This window comes from Salmonella sp. SAL00653 (assembly GCF_046552515.1).
Lineage (GTDB): Bacteria > Pseudomonadota > Gammaproteobacteria > Enterobacterales > Enterobacteriaceae > Salmonella > Salmonella enterica.
Window position 1 is genome coordinate 1 of the sequence record NZ_JBGDTY010000018.1, and the last position, 14,724, is coordinate 14,724.

Below are 14,724 nucleotides of genomic sequence, written 5' to 3' on the forward strand. Positions count from 1 at the left end.
GGGCGTTTGAACTCAGTCATCATTACGTTCTCCGGATTTAAGTCTGGAACGTGTCAACGCTATTCAGGACGGGTCAAGGATTAGAAAAAGGGCTGGAAAAAGGTCAGCATGTTGCCGCATTGCGTATCGCCAGACAGATGCTGGCGGACGGACTTGACCGCGAGACTGTCCAGCGGTTCACCGGCCTTACGGCTGAAGAGCTTCAGGATGTTAGTCACTAACGCGGTTCCTGTCTGAATGTTGCAGGCACGGTGCCCGCTGGGCAACGCGCTCTATAATTATCGTTGATAACCGCACGAATATACCGAACTTTACCGATAGCGCCAGCCATCTCTACTACCCTTATTGTTCTGAGCGGCATTTACGGCTGCCTTAATGACGATAACAAGGAGACATGTGATATGGCTTACCAGACAGTGAATCCTGCCAATAATCAGCTCATTAAAGAGTACCCCCCGCACACGGACGCGGATATTGAAGCCGCGCTGCAAAAAGCTGACGCGCTCTATCACTCCGACTGGTCCAAAGGAGAGATTGACCAACGTCTGCCGGTACTGCATAAGCTGGCTGACTTGATCGACAGCCGTGTTGAAGAACTGGCAAAAATCGCCAGCCAGGAGATGGGCAAGCTCATCGAGCAGAGCCGTGGCGAAGTCAAACTGTGCGCGCAGATCGCTCGCTATTATGCGGATAACGCGAAGCAGTTTCTTGCCCCGGTGCCTTATAAAACCGAGTTTGGCGACGCGTGGGTAGAACATCATCCGATTGGCGTCATCATGGCTGTTGAGCCGTGGAACTTCCCGTACTATCAGTTGATGCGTGTGCTGGCGCCGAACCTGGCCGCTGGTAACCCGGTGCTGGCGAAACATGCCAGCATCGTACCGCACTGCGCCGAGACATTTGCCCATCTGGTGCGTGAAGCCGGCGCGCCGGAAGGCGCATGGACCAACCTGTTTATTTCCTCCGATCAGGTGTCGAATATCATCGCCGACCCGCGCGTGCAGGGCGCGGCGCTGACCGGATCTGAAAAAGCGGGGAGCGCCGTGGCGGCACAGGCGGCGAAGCACATTAAAAAATCGACGCTGGAACTGGGCGGGAACGATGTGTTCGTCGTGCTGGACGATGCCGATCTTGAGAAAGCGGTGAAAATTGGCGTGCAGGCACGGCTCACTAATGCGGGGCAGGTATGTACGGCGGCGAAGCGCTTTATCCTGCATGAGAAAATCGCCGATCAATTCCTCAGCCAGTTCACCGAGGCGTTCAGGAAGGTGAAGGTGGGGGATCAGATGGACGCTTCTACCGAACTGGGGCCGCTGTCGTCGAAAGATGCGCTGGAAACATTGACCAGACAGGTCGAGGAAGCGGTGAAAAATGGCGCGACGCTGCACGTTGGTGGCAAGCCGCTGGAAAGCAAAGGCAACTTCTTTGAGCTGACCATTCTGACCCACATTACGCGTGACAACCCGGCGTACTTTGAAGAGTTCTTCGGCCCGGTGGCGCAGATGTATGTGGTGAAAGACGATGACGAGGCGGTAAAACTCGCCAACGATTCCCACTACGGCCTGGGCGGTGCGGTGTTTAGTCAGGATATTGAGCGTGCTAAACGCATGGCCTCCCGGATTGAAACCGGGATGGTTTATATCAACTGGCTGACCGACACCGCAGCGGAGCTGCCGTTCGGCGGCGTTAAGCGTTCGGGCTTCGGACGCGAGCTATCGGATCTGGGGATTAAGGAGTTTGTGAACCAGAAGCTGGTAGTGGTGCGCTGCTAATCCCTGTTGCCCCTCTGAAAACGGGAGGGGCCTGGCTTTTTTGCAGCGAAGGACGCGGATCTTAAATCAGAACGAAATAAGCGAACAAAACACCTTCAATCGCCCTCCTTATTTATCCACGTTGCACTAACCGTGCTTTTTATCCCGATATTGTTTGTACAGACATTCATGATGCCCGCATTTTCTGTTCTATGCGGAGGCCGGTATGGAATTTTACGAGAACCGCCCCAGACAACCATTCATTGGCTTTGTGCAGCTCAGACGGGCGCTAAAAAGGTGGTGGCTGCGTAAGTGGGCCTGTCAGGCGCTGCGACGAATGAGTGACGAGCAGTTAAAGGATATTGGGTTGGAAAGGAAGGATGTGGAATAGTGGATCTATTCAAGGGCAATAGTAGTTAAAGGATTTTATGATATATTACTATGCCCTTATGTTATGCATGCTCACTATTTTATATCATTAATATTAATATCATTAATCTTTTTCTCAATATATTTTTCTGGTTTTACCTTAGTTTTTTGCTCAATCGCATGATATTTTTCCTTATCAATGGTTATAGTCATTTTTTCTTTTTTGTTAAACATGCTAGGGATAATAATCGCGGCTGCAATTATCAGTAATATTATTATTGCTGCATGAATTTTGCCTTTGGGAAATGCTTTTAATAGAGTACACAGGATTGTTATACCCTTATGTATAAGATAAGGAAAAGATAGAAATAAAACAAATGGGTAAGCGAAATTTATGACATGTTTCCCATAGTAATTATTATTTATTGTTAGCGAACCAATACAGAATGCCATCACACAAAATAGAAATATTCCGAAGCATAAGAAGGATATAATGAAAGAACCTTGCATAATTCTTTTATGCAACTCTTGCAAAATACTATTTGTGAGCTTTTCCAGTTTAGTGTTATGACAAATCACTACCAACATCGCAAAAAAAATCTCAGATAAAGCAAGCGAAAATAACGTATTGAAGGCCATGTAGCTCATCAGCGTTTCGAAAAATATACTTTGCTGAAGATAGTATGGTAATAGAGCGTTGACCTCCATAAAAAAAGTACATAGAAATCCAAGGGCGACATAAGCAATTAAACCTTCACTTCTCCAAAGCGTAATGTTTTCTTTTACTTTTAGCCGCATGATTTTCCTTCACTCATTGATATGAATTATAATTAAAGCTGGCAAGGGTTCTTTGCCAGCTTATTTTATGCGTTTACTTAGAACCTGCCATCACGTCGATAAACGCCTGCACCTGCTTTTGCTTACGCGCCGATAGCTTGCTCACCTGGCGCAGCGACTGCATCAACTCGCTTTCTTCTGGTTGCGGCTGCTGTGCCGTCAGCACAATACAGCCGTTCATCACCCTCACATCGACCTGCGTACCGGTGGTAAACCCGGCGTCTTCCAGCCACTGACCTTTCAGGGTAATGGCGGGAATACGAGTGTATTCCGGGTAGCTGCTCGCATAACTCACGGTCAGATGACGGTTATTTGCCGGGAAGACTTCTGGATCGGTGGATTCTGCAATAGAATGCGGGGTAGTCATGGTCTCTATTCCTTTTCAATAGGGATTGTGATTAGCGGTGCGGGCGTGTTGGCGCACGCTCGCACCGTGCTAAATACCTGGATATATCATCAGTAAATAAAAGAAAAGTCCAGCTGAAAATCAATGAAAATAAGCCGCTGGATGAGAGGTGATATTATATTTGGTGATGAGAATAAAGCGGCTATTTAGTCGCTTTATTGGTTTCTGGGGCAGGTTAATTTATGGCGGCGTCAGCATTATAAGAAGGAAAGGGTTCGAATGATGCAGACCCTATTCATCTGCCCGGGCAACGTTGACCACCGTATAAAGCTGCCCCTCATCGATTTAACTGGTAATGAACTGCCACACAATCCAGCAGCCAAAGGCGATCAGAATGCCGCCGGCGGCGCGTTCAATTTTCCAGACAAGATTACCCAAGCGACGTTGAATTTGCGGCAGGGCGATAAGCGTTATCAGCAGCAGATCCCAGAGTAACACTACGCTTGTCATCCAGATTCCACATATGGCCTGCTGTGTAACGGTCACGTTTGGGCCCAGCAGGGCGGTCATTAGCGCCAGATAAAACAGAGCATTTTTCGGATTCAACAGCGATGAACCTAGCCCCAGTAATAGTTGTTTTGCCAGTGACGGACATGCCGATGCGGCGTACCGCCACTCCAGCGGCCCGGCGCGGCTTTTCAACAGTTGACGGCCCACCCATAGCAGGTAGGCGGCACCCAATAGTTCGATGATGGTAAAGAGCAGCGGCGTCTGACGTAGTAGCCCTGACCCAATCACCACCAGCAGAATATAGAGCCCATTTCCCGCCGCAATGCCGAGGCACAGCCCGACGCTGCCGCGCAGCCGATAGCGTACGGCGTAACCGACCAGCAAAAAGAAGTCCGGGCCCGGGCTGAGCAGCGCCATAAAATGCGCCAGCGCCAGTGCGGGAAACGCCGGGGGAAATAACGTTGTAACCTGTTCCATAGTAACCTCAGTGATGATACTGAGGCCAGCCTATACCTGCGGATGCGCTATTTATTGTCGGATATTGATCTGTTCTGCGCGTACTGACGCGGCGTTGCCGCCGTGTAGCTGACGAAGGTTTTGTGGAAATGACTTTGATCGGCGAAACCGGTCTGATAGGCAACATCGGCAATATCGTCCCCGGCGCGCAATCGGTGCCGGGCATATTCAATGCGGGCCATATTGGTAAAGCTGACAGGAGTCAGGCCTGTATCCTGCTTAAAAGTGCGAATCAGAGTCTCCTTACGGAGCGCAAACTCCTGCGCCAGTGTGTCCAGCGTCGGCGGTTCCTGAAGGTTGCTGACTAAGCGGGCAACCAACTGGCGGCTGATGGCGCATGGCGGTTCGGCGTCGGCGCTTTGTAGCGGCAGGGCGCGCAACAGGTGGATAATAAGCGCCGGAAGTCCGGCGGTTTGCTGCTGAGTAATAGACGTCACAATTTGCTGATAAAGCTGGAAAAGCTGCGGGTCCTGCAACTGTGGCTGCGTGGTATGCAGGCGGCTATCCGCCGGCAAATGGGGAAGTTGCGTCAGGCACCAGTCCGCATCGAGATACAGCATATGATAGCTGCGTGGTCGCTCGTGGAGCGGGTTACAACTGTGTGGAGATTGCGGGGGGATCAGGATCAGCTCGCCGGGGCGTAACAGATACTCTTGCCCGTTACTGATGCAGCGGGTTTCTCCGGCGATGATCGCGCCCAGCGACAGTTGCGGGTGGCTGTGGCGCTTATAGGCCTGACGGCTTTCACTGGTGGTACGTAGCTCCAGCCACGGCAGTTGTGGCAGACGCCAGAAGCGTTGGTGAATATCTCGGATAAGGGGCATACAATCTCCTGTGCGGTCCCGGCTTTTCTGCGCCCGTTTACTTCCTTAACCCCGCAAATGCCGTTCTAATCTCGTCTTCCGGTAACTGGATCCCGATAAATACCAGCGTGCTGTGCGGCGTTTCGTCGCCCCACGGTCTGTCCCAGTCGGCGCTGTAGAGACGCTGCACGCCCTGGAACAGCAGACGGTTGGGTTCGCCGTCGATCCACAGCATCCCTTTGTAACGCAGCAGTTTATCCGCTGATTCCAGCAGCAGGTTTTCCATCACCCGCGACACCTCGCTGATATCCACCGGGTAATCCAGTTCCACCACAATTGACGACACATCGTTCTGTTTATCGGCAATAAAGTGGAAACGCGGTTGGCTTGCCAGCACGTTCTCTTCCAGCATAAAGCCGCTGGTATTAAACAACTGACTCAGGTCAATATCGCCGTGTACCACGGTGTAAACCGGGGCGCGGGCATTGATACGCGCCAGCCGTTCGCGCAGTTTCTCGCTGTCGCCTGCCACGTCGGTTTTGGTCAACAGAATGCGGTCGGCGTAGCCTATCTGCGACTGGGCGATGGTGAACTGGTTCATCTGCTCGTTAGCGTGCACCGCGTCGACCAGCGCAATCACGCCGTCTAACAGGTAGCGTTCGCATAATACGTCATGGGAGAAAAAGGTCTGAATAATCGGGCCGGGGTCAGCCATGCCGGTGCATTCAATCACCAGGCGGTCGAAAGCAATATCGCCGCGGTCGCGGCTGTCGAGCAGGTCTAATAGCGCATCTTCCAGCTCGTTGGAGCGGGTACAGCAGATGCAGCCGTTAGTCAGGGTTTTGATCTGTGTGGCGCGATCGCCAATCAGTTGATCGTCAACGGAGACTTCGCCAAATTCGTTTTCGATAACAGCAATTTTAAAACCATGTTGTTCGTTGAGGATATGGCGTAGTAGGGTGGTTTTGCCGGCACCAAGAAAACCGGTAAGTAGGGTAACTGCAATCGGGGTCATAGTCTCTCCATTAACAACAGCGCATACCGCCTTTGCCATCGCCGCCGTAACGTGCTTGCTGACGTTCGCGGAAGAACTCTTCATAGGTCATGTACGGCTTGTCGGGATGATTAGTTTTCATGTGCTCGACATAGTTGTCGTAGTCCGGAATACCAATCAACATTTTTGCCGCCTGGCCGAGATATTTTTTTGCCTGACCTAAAGTATCAAACATTCTGCCGTCCTGTTAATGAATAAAGCCGGATGGCGGCTTGCGCCTTATCCGGCCTACACTAGCCGGGATCGCTGTGCGCTACCCGGCATCAGTTTTAGTGGTGTGAAGAGATCTTCACGCCGCCTTCCGGCACGGGCACATACGGGGTTTCTTTATCGGTACGTTTATCGCTGTTGCGTACCTTCATCCAGGTGGTGAAACCGTAGAAGATAATACTGTACACCACCACCAGGAACAGAATACTCAAACCAGCGTTAGTGTAGTTGTTCACCACGATATGGTTCATGTTGGCAATCTGCTGCGCGGTCAGGTTGGTGCCGTTGGCAATCTTCTCTTTATACAGGTTTGCCATGTAGAAGAAACCCTCCATCTGTGGGTTGGCGCTGAACAGTTTCAGGCCCAGTGCCCAGGTGGTGCAGATCAGCAGCCATACCGCCGGGATCACCGTCACCCAGATGTACTTGGTGCGCTGCATTTTGATCAGTACCACGGTGCTCAACACCAGTGCCACGGCGGCCAGCATCTGGTTAGAGATACCGAACAGCGGCCACAGGCTCTTCACGCCGCCCAGCGGGTCGACCACGCCCTGATACAGCAGATAGCCCCACAAACCGACGCAGCCTGCGGTACCGATGATACCCGCGACCAGAGAATCGGTTTTTTTCAGGAACGGGACGAAGTTACCCAGCAAATCCTGCAACATAAAGCGGCCGGAACGGGTACCCGCATCCAGTGCGGTCAGGATAAACAGCGCTTCGAACAGAATACCGAAGTGATACCAGAAGCCCATATCCGCCATCGGCAGGACTTTGTGGAACACGTGCGCGATACCTACTGCCAGCGTTGGCGCGCCGCCTGCGCGGTTCAATACTGACGGTTCACCGATATCTTTCGCAGTTTGCAGGATTTGTTCCGGGGAAATCACAAAGCCCCAGGAGCTGACGGTTGCCGCTGCATGTGTGGTAACGTCTTTCAACTGCGCCATAATCAGCGGCGCGTTCTCGCCGCCCATCTCGTGCAGGTTTGGCATGGTAATGCCCAGACCTGCCGGCGGGGTGTTCATCGCGAAGTAGAGACCCGGTTCAATGATCGAGGCCGCCACCAGCGCCATCACCGCAACAAAGGACTCCATCAGCATCGCGCCGTAGCCGATAAAACGCGCATCGGTCTCACAGGCCAGCAGTTTCGGCGTGGTACCGGAAGAGATGAGCGCGTGGAAGCCAGAGACGGCGCCACAGGCGATGGTGATGAACAGGAATGGGAACAGAGCGCCTTTCCACAGCGGGCCAGTACCGTCGACATACTGCGTCAATGCCGGCATTTTCAGTTCCGGGTTGAGGATCACAATCCCCAGCGCCAGACCGACGATCACGCCGATTTTCAGGAAGGTGGCGAGATAGTCGCGCGGGGCGAGGATCAGCCATACCGGCAGCAGCGCGGAAACAAAGGCGTAGCCGATCAGCGCGAAGGTAATGGTGGTGTCTTTAAAGGTCAGCGCCGGGCCCCAGTAAGGGTCGTGGGCAATCACGCCGCCGAAGTAAATAGACGCCACCAGCAGCACGATACCAATAACGGAGACTTCGCCTACGCGTCCCGGACGCAGGAAGCGCATGTAGATGCCCATAAACAGCGCAATCGGCACCGTGGAGCAGACGGTGAAGACGCCCCACGGGCTTTCGGCCAGCGCTTTAACCACGATTAATGCCAGCACCGCGAGGATGATGATCATGATTAAGAAGCAGCCGAACAGCGCGATGGTGCCTGGAACGGTACCCATCTCTTCTTTGATCATCTCGCCAAGAGAGGCGCCGTTACGGCGGGAAGAGATGAACAGCACCATAAAGTCCTGCACTGCGCCCGCGAGCACCACGCCCGCCAGTAACCACAGTGTCCCCGGCAGATAGCCCATCTGCGCGGCCAATACCGGCCCGACCAGCGGACCTGCGCCGGCGATGGCGGCGAAGTGGTGACCAAACAGCACGTAGCGGTTAGTCGGCACGTAGTTCAGGCCGTCGTTATTGATGACCGCCGGCGTCGCGCGCGTCGGGTCGAGTTTCATGACCTTCTGGGCGATATACAGGCTGTAGTAGCGGTAAGCCACCAGATAGACGGAAACGGAAGCGACCACGATCCACAGGGCGCTCACGTGTTCACCCCGACGTAGGGCAACGACCGAGAGGCAGAAAGCACCGATGATTCCGAGAATCACCCAGGGTATGTGCTTGAATATCTTTTTCGTATCCATAGTAAAACCTGGTTGTAAGTTTAATTATCAGCCGAAGCTGGGTGGACATTGAGTTCGTGTTTGAGGAGGTAGATTGACTGCTATGCTGAGAGGATCTTGCCAGATCATCGCGCGCGTAAAGTTAGGTAAATCAGTGAGTGGTTGTATGGCGGTTTAAGCGGTCGGACGTACCGGTAAGCGGTTTCGCGGAGGAGGGCGTGGGCTATTTTATGTGATTGAGATCACGATATAAAATGGGACGATCCTTGTTGCGCGGGGCGTCATAACGACTTCACTGAGCTAATCGTGATATTAATGGCGCGCATCCCATAAAGTTTTCCCTTTCCAGGCCGAAAATTCTGTATCTGTCTAGCGGAAAGAGAAAACATGTTAAAGCGAATTAAAATTGTTACCAGCTTACTGCTGGTATTGGCGCTATTTGGCCTTTTACAACTGGCATCCGGCGGGCTGTTCTTCAACTCGCTGAAGAATGACAAAGAAAACTTCACCGTATTGCAAACTATTCGTCAGCAGCAGTCTGCCCTGAATGCAACCTGGGTGGAGCTGTTGCAAACGCGTAATACCCTGAATCGCGCGGGTATCCGCTGGATGATGGACCAGAGCAATATTGGCAGCGGCGCAACTGTCGCTGAACTGATGCAGGGGGCGACCAATACGCTGAAGCTGACCGAAAAAAACTGGGAGCAGTATGAGGCGTTACCGCGCGATCCACGTCAGAGTGAAGCGGCTTTCCTTGAGATCAAACGAACCTATGATATCTACCACGGCGCGTTGGCGGAGCTTATTCAGCTTCTTGGCGCGGGTAAGATTAACGAGTTTTTTGATCAACCGACTCAAAGCTATCAGGACGCTTTTGAGAAGCAGTACATGGCCTATATGCAGCAAAACGATCGTCTGTACGATATTGCTGTTGAGGATAACAACAGTTCCTACAACCAGGCGATGTGGGTACTGGTCAGTGTGCTGATTGCCGTTCTGGTGGTCATTATCGCCGTCTGGTTCGGCATCAAACTGTCGCTTATCGCCCCGATGAATCGTCTGATTGAAAGCATTCGTCATATCGCCAGCGGCGATCTGGTGAAGCGTATCGACGTGGAAGGCTCCAACGAAATGGGGCAGTTGGCTGAAAACCTGCGTCATATGCAAAGTGAGCTGATGCGTACTGTTGGCGATGTACGTAACGGCGCGAATGCCATTTACAGCGGTGCCAGCGAGATTGCGATGGGCAACAACGATCTCTCTTCCCGTACTGAGCAGCAGGCAGCGTCTCTGGAAGAGACCGCCGCCAGTATGGAACAACTGACCGCCACCGTGAAACAGAACGCCGAAAACGCCCGTCAGGCCAGTCACCTGGCATTGAGCGCCTCTGAAACAGCGCAAAAAGGCGGCAAAGTGGTGGATAACGTCGTACAAACAATGCGCGATATCGCCTCCAGTTCGCAGAAAATCGCCGATATTATCAGCGTAATCGACGGTATTGCTTTCCAGACCAATATCCTGGCGCTGAATGCGGCGGTAGAAGCGGCGCGCGCAGGCGAGCAGGGACGCGGGTTCGCGGTGGTGGCCGGTGAAGTCCGTAATCTGGCCCAGCGGAGCGCGCAGGCAGCGCGGGAGATCAAGAGTCTGATTGAGGATTCCGTGAGCCGTGTTGATGTAGGTTCGACGCTGGTCGAAAGCGCCGGTGAAACCATGGATGAGATCGTCAATGCAGTGACCCGCGTGACCGATATCATGGGCGAGATTGCCTCGGCGTCTGACGAGCAAAGCCGTGGTATCGACCAGGTGGGCCTGGCGGTAGCGGAGATGGATCGCGTAACGCAGCAGAACGCCTCGCTGGTGGAAGAGTCCGCCGCCGCGGCTGCGGCGCTGGAAGAGCAAGCCAGCCGTCTGACCCAGGCCGTCGCGGTGTTCCGTATTCACCAGCAACAGCAGCGTGCGCGTGAAGTGGCTGCGGTAAAAACCCCGGCAGCCGTGTCGTCACCAAAGGCCGCTGTGGCCGACGGCAGCGATAATTGGGAAACGTTTTAAGGGCGTATGGTGAACAGTCGGCCTACAGATGATCGTAGGCCGGATGAGATGTTCACACTTTTGCCTGATGGTGTAGCGCTTACCAGGCCTGGCAGTCCGCGCAGGCCGATTTTAAACCAGCATCAGGCGCATGGCGCAGCGTGATTCATACGCGAGGCCGTGCGCCGCTTCCTCCTCTCTTTTCTGATATCGCGCGCTAATCCAACGTTGAGTGAAGGTGTGCGGTGATCCACAAAAAATGAATAAAGCGAGAGAACGCACGGCAGGATAGCCTTGTTTCGCGGCATCATAATTGCTGATGTGATAATCGTGAGAGGATACGATGCGCAAAGATGCCCTGCTTGCTTTCCTGATGAACCAAACGGATTTTTTTGATCCGGAAAATGTCAGTGAGGTGTTTACCGCGCGCTATCTGGCGCAGCGTTTTAATATGCAGCGCAATACCGCCAGCCATTATCTGAACCAACTGGTGGCGCAGGGCGTGCTCTGCAAAATCAATACCCGTCCCGTCTATTTCCTGCATAAGCAGGCATTTAGCCAACAGTTTTTTACCCTTTCGCGTAATGAATACGCCAGCGTCGCGGAGCTGTTAGCGCACGGGGAACAGGAGTGCGCGCCGGACGATCACTTTTCCCTGTTGATTGGCCATAACGAAAGCCTGAAGCGCCCGATTGAGCAACTGAAAACCGCGCTGTTTTATCCCGACGGCGGACTGCCGCTACTGATGACCGGCGAAAGCGGCACCGGGAAAAGTTATCTGGCGCAGCTCATGCACGAATATGCCATCGCCCAGGCGCTTCTGTCGCCGGATGCGCCATTTATCAGTTTTAATTGCGCCCAGTATGCGAGCAATCCCGAACTGCTGGCGGCGAATCTTTTTGGCTATGTGAAGGGCGCGTTTACCGGCGCGCAGAGCGACAGACCGGGCGCGTTCGAGGCGGCTGACGGCGGCATGTTATTTCTGGATGAAGTCCACCGGCTGAGCGCCGAAGGGCAGGAGAAGCTCTTTACCTGGCTCGATCGTGGTGAAATTTATCGGGTAGGCGACACCGCGCAGGGGCATCCGGTTTCGGTACGTCTGGTATTTGCGACGACCGAAGAGATACACAGTACCTTTCTGACGACATTTTTGCGACGCATCCCGATTCAGGTCAACCTGCCGGATCTCCAGCACCGTAGCCGCCAGGAAAAAGAGGCGCTGATCTTATTGTTTTTCTGGACGGAGGCGAAAAAACTTTCGGCCACGCTTATCCTCAAACCGCGTTTGTTGCAGATCCTCAATCAATATGTTTATCGCGGCAACGTCGGCGAGCTGAAAAATGTGGTGAAGTATGCGGTGGCGACGGCATGGGCGAAAAAGCCTGGGCAGGAAACCGTTACCGTGTCGCTGCACGATCTGCCGGATGCCATGCTGTCGGCATTGCCGTCACTGAATGAACCGCTGGCGGACGACACGCCGGTGAGCATCTCGCCCGACACGAACCTTACCTGGCTGCTGCGCGCCCGCGACGAGATGCAGGGCATGATCCATGATACGCAGTGTCATGTGCTGGCGCTGTACGAGCTGGTACGTAGCGGGAAAGAGGGGTGGGAGACGGTACAAAAAAGAATGGGCGATGAAATTGAAACTCTCTTCGATCGCCTGATTTTTACCGGCGACGATAATGTGCACTCACAGCGGTTGCTGTTAATTACAAGCCAGGTGCGGGAAGAGTTTTATCGTCTGGAGAAGCGCTTCAATATGCAGCTTAACGGCAACTGTATTTACGCGCTTAGCCACTATTTAATCCATCGTACCGCACTGGCGCCTTCTCGTCTCAACAGCGAGCAGATCCGCCAACTGGACGCCTTCCTCGCCCAGAAATATCCACTGCTGTACAGCTTCTGTTTACAAATTCTGGAGACGCTGGGCCAGAAGCTGGATCTGGAGCCGAGACGCATTGATATGCTGCTGCTGGCGCTTTGGCTGCATAAACAGGGGGCTAACAACCAAAAACAGGTGACGCATGCGGTGATTCTGGCGCATGGCTATGCCACCGCCAGCAGTATCGCCAACGTCGCCAACCGGTTACTGAAAAATACGATTTTTGAATCGTTCGATATGCCGCTGGACGTCACGCCGGAGGCGATAGCGCAGCAGGTGATGCGCTATCTGGAAGAGCATCCGCTCGCCTCCGGCCTGATGATTCTGGTGGATATGGGATCGCTCAAGGCCATTCATCGTCATTTTGATCGCGCGCTTTCCACGCCGGTGACGATTATCAACAACGTCTCGACCAGCATGGCCCTGTATGTAGGGGAGCGTATTTTACAGGGGCATTTTATTGAAGAGATCGCCCGCGATATCGCCCGGGATGTGCCGGTCGAGTATCAGCTCTACTGGCCGAAAAGCAACAAACCGCGCGCCATACTGACCACCTGCGCGACCGGTATCGGTGTGGCGACGAATCTTTGCGCATTACTGAGCGCCAGTATTCCGCAGGCGCTGGAGATTGACGTCGTCGCCTGCGATTATGCGATGCTGGCGAGCAATAAAACCCAAGAGCCGGTATTTATGCGCTACGACGTACTGGCGATAGTCGGCACGCTGGACCCGCACATCGCCAGCGTGCCGTGGATTTCGCTCGACTCGCTGATCTCCGGCGAGGGGAATCACTATCTGATGCGGCTGTTTGGTTCGCTGACCACGCCGGAGCAGGTGGCGGAGATCAACAACCTGCTGCTGAAAAACTTCTCGCTCCGACGAGTGATTGAATCCGTCACCATCCTCGACACCAGCAAAGTCATCAACCACGTTGAGCAGTTTCTGCTGCGCTATGAGCATCTGGCGGGCGTTACCGTCTCGAATGAAAGAAAGGTGGCGCTCTATGTGCATATTAGTTGCCTGATTGAGCGTCTGATCCGCCATGCGGGCATTACTGCCTGGAGTGGGCAACAGTGTCCGGAACAGGAACTGAATCGGCTACGGGAAGCGTTTAGTGTCATTGAGAGTAACTACAGTGTCAAAATCCCCACCGCCGAGCTTGGCTATATCCATAATATCCTGACCTTCGAAACAGAACTTATCGAGCAAGATCAACAGTTTTAACGATTTCCCTCTGTTAACCCGCATCTTTTTTCGGCGCGCCACTTTTTCTGGCACGCCGCTTGCTCTCTTTTATCACAGTGGAATGTGTTTTAGAGGTCAGGATGAAGAGACATTATATTTTCGCCAGCCACGGCACGCTGGCCAGCGGGGTTTTAAACTCCGTGGAGCTGATTTTAGGCAAACGGTCAAATGTCTGGACGCTGTGCGCTTACGTTGAAGAGAGCGTAGATTTAAGCCAGCAGGTAGATACGCTAATTGCCCGGATCCCGCCGGAAGATGAAATTATTGCGCTGACCGATATTTTTGCCGGCAGCGTGAATAACGAATTTGTCCGTTATTTATCACGGGAAAATTTTCATCTGCTGGCAGGGATTAACCTGCCGCTGGTTATCGATCTCTTTATGTCGGAAAACGATGGCAATACCACGCATACCATAATGACGGCGTTAGCGGATTCAAAAGAAAATATTCAGTACTGCAATCAAACTATCACCAGCGCCATGCAAAGCGATAAAGATTTTTAAGGGGAGGAAGCGTCATGATTGTTTTTTTACGGGTGGATCATCGTTTATTACATGGACAGGTCGCCTTTTCCTGGACGCAGTACGTTGGCGCAGACTGTATTTTAATTGCCAACGACAGCGTACCTAATGATGACCTGCGTAAAACCACCATTAAGATGGCGAAGCCGCCCGCGGTGAAGCTGGTTATTAAAAATATTGCCGATTCAATTGAAGCGATAAAAAGCGGCGTTACCGATAAATATAAACTTTTTATTGTTGTTGAATCCGTGGCGGATGCGTACCGGCTGGCGCGCGAATTACCCGACATTAAAAGTATTAATTTAGGCGGCACGAAGGTACGTGAAGGGAGCCAGAATATTGCTAAAGCCATCAATCTGTTAGCGGATGAAATGACTCAACTTCGGGAGCTGGCGGCTGGCGGAGTAGAGATAGAAATTCGGCTGGTGCCTAACGATCGTAAACAACTTTTTGCCTGAGC

General features: G+C 52.9%; 15 protein-coding genes and 1 pseudogene. 6 read left to right on the top strand and 10 right to left on the bottom strand.

Annotated features, from left to right (window positions below; genetic code table 11):
* Positions 1–80: 80 nt before the first annotated feature.
* The gene (locus tag ACLJRU_RS18995; protein WP_023235508.1) at positions 81–218 is read right to left on the bottom strand and encodes a hypothetical protein; all 138 of its coding nucleotides are present in this window, start codon (positions 216–218) and stop codon (positions 81–83) included.
* A gap of 183 nt (positions 219–401) precedes the next feature.
* On the opposite strand from ACLJRU_RS18995, the gene ACLJRU_RS19000 reads away from it, so the two are divergent.
* Positions 402–1,772, top strand: coding sequence for an NAD-dependent succinate-semialdehyde dehydrogenase (locus tag ACLJRU_RS19000; RefSeq protein ID WP_023235509.1), 1,371 nt, complete (start codon positions 402–404; stop codon positions 1,770–1,772).
* 95 nt (positions 1,773–1,867) lie between these two features.
* Here the strand turns inward: ACLJRU_RS19000 and ACLJRU_RS19005 are convergent, their stop codons facing one another.
* Complete coding sequence (locus tag ACLJRU_RS19005; protein ID WP_001541460.1) at positions 1,868–2,011, bottom strand: hypothetical protein; 144 nt, start codon at positions 2,009–2,011, stop codon at positions 1,868–1,870.
* Between ACLJRU_RS19005 and yjiS the strand changes: the two genes are divergently transcribed.
* Entirely contained in the window at positions 1,978–2,142 is a 165-nt protein-coding gene (yjiS, locus tag ACLJRU_RS19010; protein ID WP_001541461.1) for a DUF1127 domain-containing protein YjiS, read from the top strand. The two genes, ACLJRU_RS19005 and yjiS, sit on opposite strands and share 34 nt — an antisense overlap.
* Before the next feature lie 74 nt (positions 2,143–2,216).
* Here the strand turns inward: yjiS and ACLJRU_RS19015 are convergent, their stop codons facing one another.
* The 7 genes from ACLJRU_RS19015 to btsT form a co-directional block, all read right to left on the bottom strand.
* Entirely contained in the window at positions 2,217–2,918 is a 702-nt protein-coding gene (locus ACLJRU_RS19015) for a hypothetical protein (protein ID WP_001237618.1), read from the bottom strand.
* 73 nt (positions 2,919–2,991) lie between these two features.
* Positions 2,992–3,324, bottom strand: a complete 333-nt coding sequence (gene symE, locus ACLJRU_RS19020) for an endoribonuclease SymE (protein WP_001541462.1) — start codon at positions 3,322–3,324, stop codon at positions 2,992–2,994.
* Between the two features lie 324 nt (positions 3,325–3,648).
* Positions 3,649–4,290 carry a LysE family translocator gene (locus ACLJRU_RS19025; protein WP_000438687.1) on the bottom strand — a complete coding sequence of 214 codons (642 nt, stop codon included), beginning with the start codon at positions 4,288–4,290 and terminating at the stop codon, positions 3,649–3,651.
* A gap of 47 nt (positions 4,291–4,337) precedes the next feature.
* Entirely contained in the window at positions 4,338–5,153 is an 816-nt protein-coding gene (locus ACLJRU_RS19030) for an AraC family transcriptional regulator (protein WP_001128426.1), read from the bottom strand.
* A 37-nt stretch (positions 5,154–5,190) separates the two neighbouring features.
* Complete coding sequence (yjiA, locus tag ACLJRU_RS19035; RefSeq protein ID WP_000187840.1) at positions 5,191–6,147, bottom strand: GTPase; 957 nt, start codon at positions 6,145–6,147, stop codon at positions 5,191–5,193.
* 10 nt (positions 6,148–6,157) lie between these two features.
* Complete coding sequence (locus tag ACLJRU_RS19040; RefSeq protein ID WP_000460616.1) at positions 6,158–6,361, bottom strand: YbdD/YjiX family protein; 204 nt, start codon at positions 6,359–6,361, stop codon at positions 6,158–6,160.
* 94 nt (positions 6,362–6,455) lie between these two features.
* Entirely contained in the window at positions 6,456–8,606 is a 2,151-nt protein-coding gene (gene btsT, locus ACLJRU_RS19045; RefSeq protein WP_000379933.1) for a pyruvate/proton symporter BtsT, read from the bottom strand.
* A gap of 366 nt (positions 8,607–8,972) precedes the next feature.
* Here btsT and tsr point away from each other — a divergent pair, with 366 nt between their 5' ends.
* Positions 8,973–10,634 (top strand): methyl-accepting chemotaxis protein, encoded by a 1,662-nt coding sequence (gene tsr / locus ACLJRU_RS19050; RefSeq protein WP_001541463.1) that lies wholly within the window; start codon positions 8,973–8,975, stop codon positions 10,632–10,634.
* A gap of 111 nt (positions 10,635–10,745) precedes the next feature.
* Here tsr and ACLJRU_RS19055 read toward each other — a convergent pair.
* Positions 10,746–10,820: pseudogene (locus tag ACLJRU_RS19055) on the bottom strand (GNAT family N-acetyltransferase); the annotation flags it as partial.
* Positions 10,821–10,956: 136 nt separating this feature from the next.
* On the opposite strand from ACLJRU_RS19055, the gene ACLJRU_RS19060 reads away from it, so the two are divergent.
* The 3 genes from ACLJRU_RS19060 (at position 10,957) to ACLJRU_RS19070 (ending at position 14,722) form a co-directional block, all read left to right on the top strand.
* Complete coding sequence (locus tag ACLJRU_RS19060; protein WP_001224211.1) at positions 10,957–13,722, top strand: sigma 54-interacting transcriptional regulator; 2,766 nt, start codon at positions 10,957–10,959, stop codon at positions 13,720–13,722.
* Positions 13,723–13,823: 101 nt separating this feature from the next.
* Positions 13,824–14,246 carry a PTS sugar transporter subunit IIA gene (locus tag ACLJRU_RS19065; RefSeq protein ID WP_000820693.1) on the top strand — a complete coding sequence of 141 codons (423 nt, stop codon included), beginning with the start codon at positions 13,824–13,826 and terminating at the stop codon, positions 14,244–14,246.
* A gap of 14 nt (positions 14,247–14,260) precedes the next feature.
* Complete coding sequence (locus tag ACLJRU_RS19070) at positions 14,261–14,722, top strand: PTS sugar transporter subunit IIB (protein ID WP_000634729.1); 462 nt, start codon at positions 14,261–14,263, stop codon at positions 14,720–14,722.
* Positions 14,723–14,724 lie beyond the last annotated feature (2 nt).